This window comes from Stenotrophomonas sp. (assembly GCF_035634915.1).
Classification (GTDB): Bacteria; Pseudomonadota; Gammaproteobacteria; order Xanthomonadales; family Xanthomonadaceae; genus Stenotrophomonas.
Window position 1 is genome coordinate 103957 of the sequence record NZ_DASQCB010000009.1, and the last position, 15713, is coordinate 119669.

At 59.2% G+C, this 15713-nt stretch carries 13 protein-coding genes and 1 tRNA gene; 9 read left to right on the top strand and 5 right to left on the bottom strand.

The window, feature by feature from the left end:
* Window positions 1–127: 127 nt before the first annotated feature.
* Together VER16_RS06770 and ubiA are read right to left on the bottom strand one after the other, a co-directional pair.
* Entirely contained in the window at window positions 128–1519 is a 1392-nt protein-coding gene (locus VER16_RS06770) for a short-chain fatty acid transporter (protein ID WP_324806532.1), read from the bottom strand.
* 234 nt (window positions 1520–1753) lie between these two features.
* A complete protein-coding gene (gene ubiA / locus VER16_RS06775; RefSeq protein WP_324806534.1) occupies window positions 1754–2647 on the bottom strand; it encodes a 4-hydroxybenzoate octaprenyltransferase in 894 nt (297 codons plus the stop codon).
* Window positions 2648–2762: 115 nt separating this feature from the next.
* On the opposite strand from ubiA, the gene VER16_RS06780 reads away from it, so the two are divergent.
* On the top strand, window positions 2763–3965 hold the full coding sequence (locus VER16_RS06780; protein WP_324806536.1) for an alginate lyase family protein: 1203 nt from the start codon (window positions 2763–2765) through the stop codon (window positions 3963–3965).
* Between the two features lie 68 nt (window positions 3966–4033).
* Here VER16_RS06780 and VER16_RS06785 read toward each other — a convergent pair whose 3' ends face one another.
* Window positions 4034–6262, bottom strand: a complete 2229-nt coding sequence (locus tag VER16_RS06785; RefSeq protein WP_324806539.1) for a polysaccharide biosynthesis tyrosine autokinase — start codon at window positions 6260–6262, stop codon at window positions 4034–4036.
* A 776-nt stretch (window positions 6263–7038) separates the two neighbouring features.
* On the opposite strand from VER16_RS06785, the gene VER16_RS06790 reads away from it, so the two are divergent.
* The 8 genes from VER16_RS06790 (at window position 7039) to VER16_RS06825 (ending at window position 13588) form a co-directional block, all read left to right on the top strand.
* Window positions 7039–8301 (top strand): oligosaccharide flippase family protein, encoded by a 1263-nt coding sequence (locus tag VER16_RS06790; protein ID WP_324806540.1) that lies wholly within the window; start codon window positions 7039–7041, stop codon window positions 8299–8301.
* Window positions 8294–9679 carry a hypothetical protein gene (locus VER16_RS06795; RefSeq protein ID WP_324806542.1) on the top strand — a complete coding sequence of 462 codons (1386 nt, stop codon included), beginning with the start codon at window positions 8294–8296 and terminating at the stop codon, window positions 9677–9679. The genes VER16_RS06790 and VER16_RS06795 overlap by 8 nt, the downstream gene beginning before the upstream one ends.
* Entirely contained in the window at window positions 9676–10215 is a 540-nt protein-coding gene (locus VER16_RS06800; protein WP_324806544.1) for an acyltransferase, read from the top strand. Before VER16_RS06795 ends, VER16_RS06800 begins: the two co-directional genes overlap by 4 nt.
* A 14-nt stretch (window positions 10216–10229) precedes the next feature.
* The gene (locus VER16_RS06805) at window positions 10230–11189 is read left to right on the top strand and encodes a hypothetical protein (RefSeq protein WP_324806546.1); all 960 of its coding nucleotides are present in this window, start codon (window positions 10230–10232) and stop codon (window positions 11187–11189) included.
* A complete protein-coding gene (locus VER16_RS06810; protein WP_324806548.1) occupies window positions 11182–11637 on the top strand; it encodes a hypothetical protein in 456 nt (151 codons plus the stop codon). Before VER16_RS06805 ends, VER16_RS06810 begins: the two co-directional genes overlap by 8 nt.
* Window positions 11634–12119, top strand: a complete 486-nt coding sequence (locus VER16_RS06815) for a glycosyltransferase (protein ID WP_324806550.1) — start codon at window positions 11634–11636, stop codon at window positions 12117–12119. Before VER16_RS06810 ends, VER16_RS06815 begins: the two co-directional genes overlap by 4 nt.
* Before the next feature lie 98 nt (window positions 12120–12217).
* Window positions 12218–13384, top strand: a complete 1167-nt coding sequence (locus VER16_RS06820) for a nucleotide sugar dehydrogenase (RefSeq protein WP_324806552.1) — start codon at window positions 12218–12220, stop codon at window positions 13382–13384.
* Window positions 13385–13511: 127 nt separating this feature from the next.
* A tRNA-Arg gene (locus VER16_RS06825) sits at window positions 13512–13588 on the top strand.
* Window positions 13589–13650: 62 nt separating this feature from the next.
* Here VER16_RS06825 and VER16_RS06830 read toward each other — a convergent pair.
* Together VER16_RS06830 and VER16_RS06835 are read right to left on the bottom strand one after the other, a co-directional pair.
* Window positions 13651–13986 carry a hypothetical protein gene (locus VER16_RS06830; protein WP_324806553.1) on the bottom strand — a complete coding sequence of 112 codons (336 nt, stop codon included), beginning with the start codon at window positions 13984–13986 and terminating at the stop codon, window positions 13651–13653.
* 332 nt (window positions 13987–14318) lie between these two features.
* Window positions 14319–15674: a Gfo/Idh/MocA family protein gene (locus VER16_RS06835; protein WP_324806555.1), complete on the bottom strand. Its 1356-nt coding sequence runs from the start codon at window positions 15672–15674 to the stop codon at window positions 14319–14321.
* Window positions 15675–15713 lie beyond the last annotated feature (39 nt).

The window sequence follows — 15713 nt, forward strand, 5'->3', positions numbered from 1 at the left end:
ACGCTCGGCTGGTTTTTGTAGAGCCGAGCCTATGCTCGGCTGTTGTTGCGAGCAGCCGAGCATGGGCTCGGCTCTACAGGGAGGCGTTGCAAGCAGTCGAGCAAGCTCGACTCTACAGGGCGATCCGCTACGGCATCACCGGCGGCACGTACGTCAGGGTCATGCCCAGCAGCCACAGCAGGCCCAGCACCAACGGGATGTGCACCAGCAGCTGGATGAAGGTGAAGCCGACGATGTCGCGTGCCTTCAGGCCCAGCACGCCCAGCAGCGGCAGCATCCAGAACGGGTTGATCAGGTTCGGCAGCGCCTCGGCGGCGTTGTAGACCTGCACCGCCCAGCCCAGGTGCGCCTTCAGTTCGTTGGCGGCCTGCATCACGTAGGGCGCTTCGATGATCCACTTGCCGCCACCGGACGGCACGAAGAAGCCCAGCACCGCCGAGTAGACACCCATCACCAGGGCGAAGGTATCGGTACTGGCCACGTGCACGAACAGGCTGGACAGGCGATGCGCCAGAGTCTGCCCGTCGCCGCCGGCCGCATGGGTGAGGATCATCGCGATGCCGCCGTACAGCGGGAACTGGATCAGCACGCCGGTGGTGCTGGGCACCGCCTTGGCCACCGCGTTGAGGAAGCTGCGCGGGCGCCAGTGCAGCAGCAGGCCCAGCGAGATGAACAGGAAGTTGTAGGTGTTGAGGTTGGCGATGGCGGTGACCACCGGCTTGTTGGCGAACTCGTTGAACAGCCAGCCGAAGGCCAGCAGCGAGAGCAGAACGGTCAGCAGCGGGCTGTATTCCAGCCATTCGCCCGGGCGCGTGCGCTGCTGCAGCGGCTCGGGCTCGGCCTGCGCGGCGCCCGGGAAATTCTCGGCGGTGCGCGCACTGCCCGCGGCCGGCGCGGTCATCCAGGCAATCAGCAGCGACACCAGGATCAGCACCGCGGTCAGCGCGACCGACTGCCACAGGAAGATGGTTTCGGTGAACGGCAGCACGCCGGTGATCTCCACCAGGCCGGGCGGCATGCTGGCCGGGTTGGCCTGCAGCTGCGCGGCCGAGGAACTCAGGCCCATCGCCCACACGGCGCCGAGGCCCAGGTAGGCCGAGGCACCGGCAGCGCGGTAATCCATGCGCAGCTCGGTGCGGCGGGCGAGCGCGCGCACCAGCAGGCCGCCGAACACCAGCGAGAAGCCCCAGCTGAGCAGCGAGGCCAGCATGCTGACCAAGCCGACATAGACCACGGCGCCGCGGCCGGTGCGCGGCACCCGCGCGAGGAAATCGATGAAACGCGCCACCACCGGCGCGGTGGCCAGCGCATAGCCGCCGATGACCACGAAGGCCATCTGCATGGTGAAGGGAATCAGGCTCCAGAAGCCGTCGCCGAAGGCACTGGCCGTGGCCTGCGGGGTCGAGCCGAAGCCCATCGCCGCCACCGCGACGATGACCACGCCCAGCACCGCGAACACGTACGCGTCGGGGAACCACTTTTCCGCCCAGGCGGCCGAGCGCAGCGCTGCGCGCGCCATCCAGCCATCCTGTACTGCTGCCGTTGCTGACGAGGCCATCGCCTACCCTCCCAGGTTCGATGGACCGATTCTGGGCGGGAAGGTGCGGGCTGTCAGCCACCTATTGGTCGTAGAGTCGAGCTTGCTCGACTGCTCTGGCTTGGCTACACGGATCAGTCGAGCAGGCTCGACGCTACGGATATGCGGCTCCGGGATTGCCCCCTGTAGAGCCGAGCCCACACTCGGCTGCGCTTCTCAGCGCAGCGCGAGGTCCACCGCGATGCCGGCAAACAGCGCCGCACCCACCCAGTTGTTGTGCAGGAAGGCCTTGAAGCACGGCCCGCGCTCACGGTTGCGGCAGATCCAGAACTCGTACACCACCAGCACCGTGGCCACGGCCACACCGGCCAGGTAGTACCCGCCCAGCCCGCCGCGCACGCCCACCAGGGCCATGGTGGCCAGGAACAGCGCGTACAGCACGCCTTGGATGACAAGGTCCAGCTCGCCGAACAGGATGGCGGTGGAATGCGAGCCCATCTTCAGGTCGTCCTCGCGGTCGACCATGGCGTACCAGGTGTCGTACGCGGTGGACCACAGGATGTTGCCCGCATACAACAGCCAGCCCAGCATCGGCACCTCGCCCTGCACGGCGGCAAAGGCCATCGGGATGCCCCAGCCGAATGACATGCCCAGGTACACCTGCGGCAGGTGGGTATAGCGTTTCAGATAGGGGTAGCTGGCGGCCAGGAACACGCCGATGAAGCTCAGGCCGATGGTCAGCCCGTTCATCGTCAGCACCAGGCCGAAGGCCACCAGCATCAGCACCGCGAACAGCGCCAATGCCGCGCGGCCGCTGATCGCGCCGGTCGCCAGCGGGCGCGATCTGGTGCGTTCCACGTGCGGGTCCAGCCAGCGGTCGGCGTAATCGTTGATGACGCAGCCCGCCGAGCGGGTGAGCCAGACGCCGGCGGTGAACACGAACAGCGTCCACAGCGGCGGCAGGCCGCCGGCAGCCAGCCACAGCGCCCACCAGGTGGGCCACAGCAGCAGCAGGGTGCCGATCGGGCGATCGGCGCGCATCAGGGACCAGTAATGACGCCAGCGCGGCGTCGGCGCCGGGTGCGGCGCGGAAAGGGGGGTGTCAGCCATGTGACAAGGATACTCCTGTCCAGTGGCGTGCCGGCGTCTAAACTGCTTACGATTGTCTTCGCGACCAAGATATCGATCAAGACCACCACAGGCTCAATCGTTAGGGGAAAACACGTTGACCGCCCATCCCAAACCACCCTCATCATTCTTGAACGTTCGCTTTCTCGGCTTTGCGGCGGCTCTGGCCTTGATAACGACATTCAGCTGTGGCGCGTCAGATTTTGTTCATCCGGGAATTCTTGTCGATCGCCAATCAATTATCGACACACAGACCCTTCTGAAGCGGAATGACCCAGTTCGGACCCAAGCAATTGCGGTCATGAAAAAGTCTCCGCTGGCAAAACTCACTTACAAATCCCAGCCGCATGCGCAGGTATTGTGCGGCCCATACTCACGACCCGACATTGGCTGCTCAGATGAAGTGCGCGATGCCCAAGCAGCGTACACCCACGCACTGCTGGGCGCCTATCTGAATGATTCGCGTCACTTCATGGTCGCCGCAGAAATCATGGATTCCTGGTCCGAGACTCTCACCGGTCGCCATCTGGGAACCAATAGATCGTTGCAGGCTTCGTGGGCAGCTGAACTGTGGACGCGTTCGGCTGAAATCCTGAGATATACGAGTCGGGCCTGGCCGGAAGATAGAGCAAAGCTATTTGGAGAATGGCTGCTTGAGCAGTACCTGGGCGACATCGACGCGATGCCCGAATGCGTCAATGGCAATTGGTACGCGAGCGGCATTGAGGCTCGCATGAATATAGGCGTGTACACAAACCGGAGGGACATCTATGACAGTGCTGTGATGGATTGGAAATCACAGTTCCCCGCGTACGTGTACATGAAGTCCGATGGCGCCAAGCCCAAACCCCAACCAAATTGCAGCAAACCATCGCCATCGAACTGGTTCAACCAGAAGCAGATGGCATCTGGACTCGCACAGGAAACCTGCCGCGACCTGCCACACACTGCCTTTGGCTTGGCCGCGTTTATAAATGCTGCAGAGACAAACAGGATCCAGGGCGGCACGCTGTATCCGGACTATGCCGATCGACTCCATCAAGCCATGGAGTTCCAGACGAGCATGGCATTGGCTCCTACGCCACCCAAATGGCTCTGCAGCGGCCAGCTGAAGGGCTCACTGGCCGGCACTCTGGAAATCGGCTACGCCCAACTTCACGGCCGCATGAAGCGCCCGATGACAAATACGGGAAAGTGGCTTTCTTTGAATCGGCCAAGCCGCGGCCAGCTACACTTCATCTGGGAGACCGCGACGCACGGCATAGAAATCACCGGTGCAGCTGGCGCTTCCTCTCCCTGATTGGCAGCCATCCGAGGAGCGGAGCTGCGAAGACGGGCAAGTCTTCACAGCTCCAGTATCAACATCCGTTATTCCTTACCATCCGACTGGTACTCGTAGTACCCGTAGCTGTAGTAACCAGTTGCGCGCCTTTCCACTGCATTGAAGATCGCGCCCTTGATCTGAACGCCATTCTGCTCAAATCGCTGCAATGTCAGCTCGATCTCCTTGACCTGGTTCACGCCAAATCGAGTGACCAGGAGACTGGACCCGGCGTGCGCTGCCACCAACGCCGGATCAGTGACCGCTAGAATTGGAGGGGTATCTACAAGAATCAGATCGTAGCGGCTCGACATATCTTGAAGCAGCTGCGCAAATCGGGGATGCATCAACAACTCTGCCGGATTAGGCGGAACGTCCCCTCGCACCATGTAGTGCATATTGTCCAGGCCGGAAACTGGATGGATGACGTCATCTGCAGCCAACTTCCCACTGATCACATCAGACAGGCCGGACTGCGCTGGCACGCCCAGGATCTTGTGCAGCGTGCCCTTGCGCATATCAGCATCGATGACCAAGACACGCTGTCCAGCCTGGGCGATGACTGCAGCCAAGTTGGTGGAGACGAAAGTCTTGCCTACGCCGGGGCGAGGGCCGGAGATTGCCAGTATGTTGTTCTTTGCTTCCAGCATTGCAAAATGCAGGCTGGTGCGAAGGCTCCGCAACGCCTCCACAGTTGGATCAGCGGGAGCTGTGAGAGCAAGAAGGTGCTGGCGACCATCCGCGATTACGCGCGTACCGTGCCTGCTTTTACGCAGCCTTGGCAGCGTAGTTGACACACTGAGAGGAATCGCGGCGTAGACAGGCAGCCCCAGGGCTTCAATATCCGCAGGATCTTCGATTCCGGGATTCAGCATACGCTGGAGCAGCGCTACACCGGCAGCCAGAAACGCGCCAAGCAAGGTCGAAATGATAACAACCAGGCCCTTGCGCGGGCGAACCGGATTCGCCGTATCGACCACAGCGGCGTCAACAATCCGAACATTGCCAACTGCACCAGCACGGGCGACATCCAATTGCTGGGCCTGGTTGAGCAATGCAGTGTAGAGCTCATTGCTGACCTGAAGATCACGGGTAAGACGGAGAAGCTCCTGCTGCGTGTTCGGAAGATTACCTACTTCGCGCTGGAATCCAGACTTCCTGGATTCCAACTCGCCGATCTGCCGAAGCAGGGCACGATATGCTGGATGCTCACGGGTAAAGCTGCGATCCATCTCTGCCTGCCGCAAGCGAAGCTGCTGGATGCTGGCCTCGACCGCAACTTCCTGTTCAAGCAAACCCTTGGTCTGCATTGTGATATCAACCGCGTTGGAACGGGATTGATATGCACTCATTGCAGCCTGGGCCTGCTCGACCTGCAGCCGAATAGTGGGCAACTGCTCCTTGACGAACTGCAGCTGCGAGGCAGCCTCCGCAGAACTACGGTCCACGTTCTGCCTGACATAGGATTCGACAACACGCTGGACGACTGCCTGCGCGCGATCAGCATCTACGTCTTCATACGTCAATTGGAGAATCCCGGAATCCTTGCCGTCCTCGCTGGCCTGTAGATTCTCCCGGACCTCGCCCACGACATCCAAGCGACGCTCTTTGGTGATACGGAAGTGCGTTCCAGGGTTTGCACGAATAGCGGCAACGTCTATTTTCAGGTTCTTGGCCTGAGCGGTAGTGCCTGCCTTTCCTTTCAGCAGTTCCGCACCATCTTCGTCCAGAAGACTAAAGCTGCCCGCCTCCTCCCCTGCAATCAGAGTCAATGCCGAGCCCACTTTCGACTGGGGAACAACAAGGCTTGAGACGCGAAGCTCTTCGCCGCCCCAGCCATATCGAGAAATGCCCAGCCAGGGAGCGGCAACCTCATTGGGAAGCTCTGGACTGAACCGGCGGGCCATGAAGCCACCGATGAGCGGGAAACGGTAGGGCTGCACGGTCACGTCCAACTGCAAATCATCCACGGCCGTGCCAACAACAGTCCTGGACGTCAGGAGCGCAACCTCCGTGGTAGAAGCAGTGCTCCCGCTTCCTCCAAGCGAAGCCAGATCGGCCAAGCCCGGGATGGAAGGAACCTTGGATTCGACCTGCACCATGGCCTGCGCCTGGAACACGGGGGGCGCAAGCAGCGCGTATGAAACGCCCACAAGGAAGAAGAGCACCGTAGTGCCGACGATCCACCACTTGCGATCAAGGAAGATGCCCGCAAGTTCGCGCAGATCAAAGTCGTCTTCCCTAGAAGAATTCCGCGATTCCATTTTGTTGTTCATTGCTTCCACTTAGGTTTTAAATCGACGTCAAAGCCCATCAATACGCGATGCGCGCCGAGCGCTCCCGCCCACTATTGCAATCGAACCAGCGGCATACGACATCAAGGCCCGCCTACCCTTCCCCAAGGGGGAACTCCCGCGCTGTCCAAGGCCAATGCGGCATTGACCATGCTGTTTTTTCAGGCTAGAACCTTACAGTGTACCTGATCCTGATCCCGATGCGGACAGCCCGCCCGCCATGTGAACCGATACCCCATCGGCGCAGCAGGCATGCAGCCCTGCCGGGCACCCTTCCAGACCAACATCATGATCAGGAGGCCGAACGCCCGGAAATCCCTACCTGCTATGATGGGCCGTTAGGCGCCATGCACCGAAGCGCCTCGCAACCAGAAGGCCTCTTGTTCCCAGGCCAAAGACAGCAAGGAAGCTGCTTACGAGGACTCCTGATGTGCACGATGCACAAAAAGAACGGCCCGCAGTTCCAACGGCTACCGCAGACCACCTCAAGGACGAAGGACCGCTAATCGCGCAGCAAATTGATCAGGCCCAAGGCGCAACAAGGCGCATCAGCATGCTCGCACCTACATCGACGCCACAGGGGGAGCCAGGACGAGCGCTTTCTCGTCGACCTCCCGTGCAACTGCAACCCCGCGCCGATAGATGGCATTACGGTGCGCCAGACTGCATGCCTTGGCGCACAAGGCAGAGGCACCGTATGGCGCCAGCCCCCTTAAGCACAGAAGAACAGCAACCAAAGAACTGGCGCAGCACTCTTGATGATTGACTTTATTCGCAACAAGCTCAAAGGCGGAGGCGGAGAAACTGCAAAGGCGGCGATAACGGTCGTTTTGGCTAATGTCGCACGCCTCGCGGCACAAGCTCTCTATTTTGTCGCATTTGCGAGATCCGTGGGCCCTGACAGCTTTGCCCATTTTTCGGCCGCGATGGCACTCTCGATCATCATGTCTCCATTCATTGGACTGGGCAGCGGTGCGCTGATCGTAAAACGGTGTTCGCGCGACCCAAGCAAACTCTCTTCCTACTACGGAAGTGCACTTGCCTTCACGCTTGGCACGCTGTTCATCGCCAGCCCCGCCTATCTGCTCATTCTAGATGGAAGCCTCGGACCGGGAGGGTGGGCGATTGCCACAGCGGTGCTTCTCTCGGAGCTCCTTGCAACCAAGCTGCAGGAGATCACGGTTCAGGCATTCCAGTCACAAAGCCGGATCAACGCGGTGGCAGGCGCCACAGTCCTGACGTCCCTCTTCAGGATCGCGGCAGCTGCTCTTGGCTTCATGATTGCCGAAGACAACCTCGGGATCTGGCTTTCGCTGTACATGGCGAGCGCAATCATCCCATGCGCGATCTACGTGTCTGTATTCATAAAAAATTACGGCATCAAAAGACGCCTGCACACCACTGAAATTTTCGACGGACTCAAGTTCTCACTTGGAATTTCGTCCCAGGGAATCTACAACGATGCGGACAAACTGATCATGCCAAGGCTTGCATCAGCCGACATATCCGGAAACTATGCTGCGGCCTATAAGATCGTCGACGTTGCCTTCTCGCCTGTTCGCGCTCTTCTGACGGTTACATATCCGGGCTTTTTCAAGGCCGGAGCCAATGGCATTTCCGAGTCTCTCGCCTACTCCAGAAAGTACCTCCCAGCCACAGTCGGCCTGGGACTGATTGGCAGCATGGGAATATTTGCGTGCTCCGGAATGGCAACATGGATACTTGGGCAGGATTATGAGCAGACTGCCACGATCCTGAAGTATCTTGCAGTAATTCCGCTGCTTCGATCATTCCACTTCCTCATGGCAGATGCAATGACGGGAGCCGACTACCAGGGGATTCGCAGCGTCATACAGATCATCGTCGCCGGCGCAAACATCGTCGGCAACATAATCCTGATTCCGCAACTAGGCTGGAAGGGTGCAGCGTTCGTGTCGATCGCCTGCGATGCCGTGCTTTGCCTGCTGCTCTATGCAACGGCCGTTGGACTGCGCAATCGGGAGAGCAACGCCCATGGTTAAGACCTTCAGGAACGTCATTGCAGCCACTGCTCTTGCAGCAGGCTTTGCTGGCATACTCACACTCTTTTCCGCAGGCCACCAGGATACCGCCTCATTGGCCGGATCGATAATAGGTCTGGTGCCTGTTTTCCTTCTTTCCTTCATCCTGTACCCAGCGGCAGTAGATGTTGCACGCAAGCCAGATGTTGCCTTTCTGGCGGCACTGGTGGCCTATTACGGCTTCGGAATTGTTTCCTTCACGACGTATCGTGGATACATAAATCAATACATGTGGGCGGGCATTCTGCTGTTGGCAGCAGCCGCGTATCTAATAGGCCGCCAGATCGGACGGCGCACCAGCCAATTGCCAACGGACGCACCCAGCTACCGCCTCAAGAGTTGGGCCTGCTACGGAATTCTGATTGCCTCAACCGGCGCAGCCCTCTCGATTGTGGCAACGCACGGGCTGGTTCTGCTGAATCCAGAGGCTCGGTTCGGGGTATCTGCCAAGGCATCCTACCTGGTTGAACTTTCAATTCCCGTTGTGCTTTCAAAATTCTGCATCGACATGATCCGTCAACAGCGCTTCCGCTGGTCCATGCTCGGACTTCCGGCTCTCGCGTTGCTCATGCTGCTTTGCTTGGGCTATAGAAACCAGCCGATTCTGCTTGTACTGGGAATCGGGCTGATTGTCCTGATGTCTTTGAAGGATGACGCGAAGGTCAAGCGCTTTCGCCTGGCGTTCGCTGCAATCGCGCCAGTTGCGATGTTTTCCTTTGGTCTTTCATATCTGATTCGAACCAACAACTCGATCGGCCGGACCTTGAGCTGGCAGGGGATGATTCGCGAGTTTGACGTCAAACTGCCAGAGTTCAGCCTGCCGTACATTCCACTCCATCTTGCCTCCAGAGAGGGCATGGGCGTTGCTGAGGCATCGATGGAAAGGGCCGATGACATGAGCTCATATATTGAGCGGTCGTGGTTCTTCTTCTCTGACTTTTTGACGATGCTGCCAGGTTACTCGCTTACATCTGGGCGCATTCTTGGCATGGTCGTGAACGGCAGAGAGGACTCGTCGCTGACACCCTCAATCCTTGGGGGCTTGATGATCGGCTACGGCTACATCGGTGTAGTGGTCTACTTCCTCCTGTCAGGCTGGCTGCTTGGAAAGCTCACAGCGCGTTTCAACGTCACGCGCGATCCGAAGACACTTGCGCTGCTGACCATTTGCTTCCTTTACACCTTGGAGCTGATGAACCGCGGAATCTTCAAGCCCATGTACCTGATAGCACCACTCGTTACTGTTTTCATGTTCCGAAGAATTGAAGAAAAAAATAAAGCCCGGCTTACAGCGACCCGAATGGAAATTTCAAAACCTTGCAATGGAGGCAAAAATTGAGCGCCCGGCTGACCATCAAGAAGCTTGTCGTCGAACTAGCCAACGTCGTACTCAGCGCAGCCTTCTTTTTCCCTGTTCGACGATTTATTGTTTACCTGGCTTTCGGCCCCATCGGAAGCGGGACGACCATTCACGGGTTCGTGAGATTCTTTGACCTCAGGAAGTCTCGCATCGGAAGCAACACAACCATCAACAGGTGGTGTTTCATTGATAATCGAGGCGGCGTGACCATAGGATCCAACGTCAACATCTCCCATGACTGCAGGATATACACGATGGGCCATGACATGAAGGATCCTCATGCACGGGTATTCTGTAGCGAAGTCACCATTGGTGATGATGCTTGGTTGTTTCCGGGAGTCCGAATCATGCCAGGGGCCAGCATCGGCCGCGGAGCAATTGTCTATCCGGGCAGCATCGTAACCAAGCCGGTGGAGGATTTTGCCATCGTCGCCGGCTCACCCGCGCGTAGAATTGGAAGCAGATCACCTGACATTCAGTACACCGCCTCATTCCCCGTGCATTTCTCGATATGAAAAAAAGCAGCTCAATGATCGCCTGGGTCGGCTTCCAGCGGCGCGCAGAGACAATGAAGGCGCACTGGGGTTATGACATCGCATATTTCCCAAAAGTATTCAAAAGCCGAAAGCTCATGGCCTTTGACTATATGGCCAGAATACTCAAAACCATGTGGCACCTGCTCATTGGAGCCCCGAAGACAGTCTGGATTCAGGCTCCACCGAGTTTCCTTGTCTACTTGGCTGCACTGTACAAGATTCTTCATGGAGAGAAAGTCAAAGTAGCAATAGATGTGCACAACAGCTATTTCCGAGAAAAATGGCTCGCCTTCCCCGGCTTGAATTTCTGCATGTCGAAGGCGGATGCGGTGATTGTTCACAACGAGCAAGTGCGCCATGAGTGCCAAGCGATTTTCCCGAATCTGCATAACATCTTCGTACTCGAGGATCGCGCGGCCGATGAAGCCGTGGCAACTGGTAAAAAGGGCTTCATCCGATCCGTTTTGTTCCCTTGCTCGTTTGACGAGGATGAACCGATAGAAGTTGTGTTTGAGGCTGCCAGGTTGACCCCCGATGTTGAATTCCATGTGACTGGGCGTTTTGATGGAAAGATTTCAAACGACACCATTGCGATGGCACCGAGCAATGTAAGATTCACTGGATTCATGCCGCTGGAGGATTTCGACGACCTTCTGGCCAATTGCGGCGCGGTCCTTGGCCTTACTACCCGATCAAATGTCCAGCTCAGCGTTGCCAACGAGGCCATCAGCTTTCGGAAGGCCATGGTTCTTTCCGACACACCGACACTTCGGGAACTTTTTCTTGGCGCAAAGTTCGTGGATACACTTGACGCGCGATCGATATCAGAAGGAATTCTAGAGGTACTCTCTGATATCCCCGCATTTGAGGAGGCATCCAGGCGTGGCCTACAGCTGAAGAATGAGCGATGGCGTTCCCAGGCAAGCGCACTTTCCGGAGTGCTCAATGGATAAGCGGGTACTGCTCATCTGTTCGGGCGGAGGCCACTTGGTGCAGATGCAGCGCATCGCCGTTGCGGCAAGGACCACTGGCACGCTGACTCTTGCCACGGTAGCTGCCGAGCAGGAATTGAAGGGCGACGTCTACGACGCCGTGGTGTCTCTTCCTGATTTCAACCGGCAATCCCCGTTCGCGGCACTGATGGGGATCCCGAAGGTTTTCTTCAAGGTCATTTTCCTTCGGCCGACGCACATCATATCTACCGGGGCCGCCCCTGGCATCATCGGGATTATTGCCGGTAGATTCGTTGGCGCAAGAACGCTGTGGATTGACAGCATAGCCAACACCCGAAGATTGTCGGTATCGGGTAGAATTGCCCTTCGAGTATCTCATCAGGTGTTCACGCAGTGGCCAAGCCTTGCTGACGGTCACAAGGTGCTCTACAGCGGAAGAATAATATGATCCAGATCTTTGCTTCCGTGGGCACTCAAGCACCTTTCCCGAGGCTCATCGAGTACGTTTCCCAGTGGCTTTCCGCGAACAGCGAAGCTGTTGGATATGCGCAATCGGGGCCGTCCTCGAGTGCTCCGTCTTTCGGCGGCGCAGCAATGATCAGCATGCCAGAGTTTTCCAAGAGGATTTCAGAGTGTGATGTGCTGGTTACGCATGCGGGAATGGGAAACATCATTCGCGCGCTTGAGGAAGGTGTACCTGCGGTGATCATCCCTCGGCAGCACAGGCTCGGCGAACACGTCAATGATCATCAGGTTGATACTGCCGCTGAATTTTCGATGGTTCCGGGTATTTTTGTATGCTCCTCCGCTGATGAGTTTGCAAAGGCGATGAAGAACGCGCTAGCCCACGACCGTGGTCCCGCAAAGGCGGGATCTTTGGAAAAAGAAAAACTCCTCCAATCGATCAGGGACTTTCTTTCAGCTGGCTAGTTGCTCCGGCCAGGGGATCCGGATGGATTCTTGATCCTCAGCTTTCAATTTCTCTGAATGCGCAGTTCACCTGGCGCCATGGTATCTGGGAAACTTAAATGAAAATTTCCGTCGTCGGCACCGGCTACGTTGGCCTCTCCAATGCCGTCCTGCTTGCGCAGAATCACGAGGTAGTGGCGCTCGACATCGACGCAGGTCGTGTCCAGCTGCTCAACTCCCGCAAGACTCCCATCGAAGATCGCGAGATCGAGGAGTATCTGGCGCAGCGGTCTCTGAATCTCCGGGCGACGCTCGATCCGAAGGACGCCTACACCGGCGCCGCGTTCGTGATCATCGCTACGCCTACGGACTATGATCCGCAGACGAACTATTTCAACACCGGCTCGGTGGAGTCGGTTGTCCGCGATGTAGTGGCCATCAGTCCCGACGCGGTGATGATCATCAAGTCCACCATTCCGGTGGGTTGCACGGACGAGCTTCGCAAGCGCTTCGGCACCAGTAACATCATTTTCTCACCCGAGTTCCTGCGCGAAGGCAAGGCCCTCTACGACAACCTGCACCCCAGCCGCATCATCGTGGGTGAACGCTCGGAGCGTGCAGAAGCGTTTGCCGCGCTGCTGCAGGAAGGCGCGGTGAGCAAGGATGTGCCCACCCTGTTCACCGATTCGACCGAGGCCGAGGCGATCAAGCTGTTCGCCAATACCTACCTTGCCATGCGTGTTGCGTACTTCAACGAGCTGGACACCTACGCTGCGTCGCATGGGCTGGACACACGCCAGATCATCGATGGTGTGAGCCTGGACCCACGCATCGGCAGCCACTACAACAATCCTTCGTTCGGCTATGGCGGCTACTGCCTGCCCAAGGACACGAAGCAGCTGCTGGCCAACTACAGCGATGTGCCGCAGAACCTGATCCACGCCATCGTGGAAGCCAACCGCACCCGCAAGGATTTCATTGCCGATGAAGTGATCCGGCGTTCGCCCAGGGTGGTCGGCATCTATCGGCTGGTGATGAAGTCAGGCTCGGACAACTTCAGGGCTTCTGCGATTCAGGGTGTGATGAAGCGCATCAAGGCCAAGGGTATCGAGGTCGTCGTCCACGAGCCCGTCCTGCAGGAACCTTACTTCTACAACTCTCGCGTCATCAATGACCTGGAGCGCTTCAAAGCCGAGTGCGATGTGATCCTGGCCAATCGCCTGTCGCCGGAAATTTCGGACGTCACCGGGAAGGTCTATACCCGGGATCTGTTCGGAAACGACTGACTTCAGGGCCTTGGACGGCAAGGCGATCCTCCCTGGCAAGCCATGCGCCCCCCCAGGGCAGATTTTTGCCGCGGAGTCCGCTAGAATTCCCTGCCACCACCGGGCAATCCGGTCGTGGCAGTCCAACGCGCCCGTAGCTCAGCCGGATAGAGTAGTGGCTTCCGAAGCCATTGGTCGGGGGTTCGAATCCCTCCGGGCGCGCCATCTTCCCCCTGTCACCGCCTTACGCCGCGGTTGAGCAGTGGCGATCAGCCCCCGTTCCCATCTCATTCGACCGCGCCCGTGCATCCTGGTTGCCCGAACACAGCCGGATACCACCACCCCTGGCGTCGCCGGAACCAGCGTGCGAAGCGCCGCTCGTCGAACACCCGCAACTGCCGCAGGTCCACCTGATAGCGATGGAACAGCGCCAGGAGTTCCCCCAGCGCCTCATCATCCACTCGCCCTCGCTCCACCTGGACATGGATGACCCGCCCCTTCCCGGCAACGTCGACCACGCAGGGCAGCTGCTGCAGCCACGCGAAGAAGTTCGCCTCATCATGCCTGGAGTAGAACACCACGCTGTCTGCCTGGAGTTCCACCACGTCCCGATTCTCCACCATCTCTCCCCATCTCCTGCCTTTCAGGGCACTGCGGCAAACCCAAACCGCGCCCGCACCCCCATCATCCCTCTCCACCAACGGTGTGGCTATCCACCCACTACGCGCCGCACTGGCGGAAGCTGTCGCGATCCATCGCAGCCGGCTCTGGTGGAATACCTGGCCGTTACGTACAACCGAGGATTCGATGCCACAGGGACCGATGAAACGTTGGGAGTGTAATGCGGGCGGCAGGAACAGCAGTCGAGCAAGCTCGACTCTACGGCAGGCACGCCGGGCATGGCCCGGCGTTGCGTTGAAAGCAGTCGAGCATGGCTCGACTCTACAAAGGCCGGTCAGTACTTGCCGTCGAAGGCGAAGATCGGCTTGCGCTGCTTCCATGCACCGGCGGTGAAATCCGGGAATTCCAGCGTCTGGAAGCTGTTGGCGATCGACTGCTCGCTCAACGGGGTGATCGCGCTCCAGGTCACCGCATCGTAGATGTCGATCGGCATCGGTGCCTTGGCCTTCAGGGCTTCCACGAAGGCGTGAATGACGAACCAGTCCATGCCACCGTGCCCGGCGCTGGCGGCGGTGTCGGCGTTCTGCTTCCACAGCGGGTGTTCGTACTGGTCCTGGTAGGCCTTGAACTCCTCCCACTGGTGCGGCGGGCTGCGGCCTTCGATGTGGATCGAATGGTTCACGTCCATCCACAGGCCCTTGGTGCCCTGCACGCGGAAGCCCAGCGAATACGGGCGCGGCAGCGAGGTGTCGTGCTGCAGGATGATGGTCTCGCCGTTCTCGCAGGCCAGGGTAGTGGTGACGATGTCACCCAGCTTGAACTTCACCTTGGTGCTGGGGTGGGTGGTGCCGCCACTCTTGGCCACGGTGTACTCATGCAGGCCTCGTGCCTTGCTGGCAAACGCGTTGATGTGGGTGAAGCGGTTGCCGCGGTTGATGCCGGTGTACATCGCGCACGGGCCGATGCCGTGGCTGGGGTACAGCTCGCCATTGCGCTGCACCGAATGCTCGGTGCGCCAGCGCGCTTCGCTCCAGCCCTTGGGCCCGAATTCCACGCCGCTGTCGTAGGGCTGGTTGGGGTTGCCGGAGTTGAACTTCACCCCGCGCAGGTCGTGCTGGTAGCCCGCCTGCAGGTGCACCAGTTCGCCGAACAGGCCCTGCCGCACCATCTGCAGCGCCGCCATCACGTCGCGGCGGTAGCAGACGTTTTCCAGCAGCATGTAGGGCGTGCCCGTGTTGAGCTGGGTCTTCAGCACATCCCAGTGGTCCTGCAGGGTGATGCCGGCCACCACTTCACAGCCCACGGCCACGCCGGCCTGCATCGCGGCAATTGCCATGGGGGCGTGGTACTCCCACGGCGTGGCGATGATCACGCCATCGATGCCCTTCTGTTCCAGCAGGCGCTTCCACGCGTTGACGTCGCGGTCCTGGCCGTAGGCCTTCGGCGCGGACTTGCCGGCCTTGGCCACCATCTCCATGGCGCGGCCCAGCATGATCGGCTCGATGTCGCACAGCGCGACCACCTCCACATCGTCCCGGCGCACCAGCTCCTTCAGCAGCACCAGGCCACGCATGCCGGTACCGATCAGGGCCAGGCGCACCTTGCGGCCGGCGGCCCAGGCGGGGGTCTGCGGCAGCAGGCTGCTGGCGGCGACGGCGGCACTGGCCGCGATGAACTCCCTACGCTTCATGGCAAACACTCTCCTCTGGAAGGTGCGCCGGCCACGACC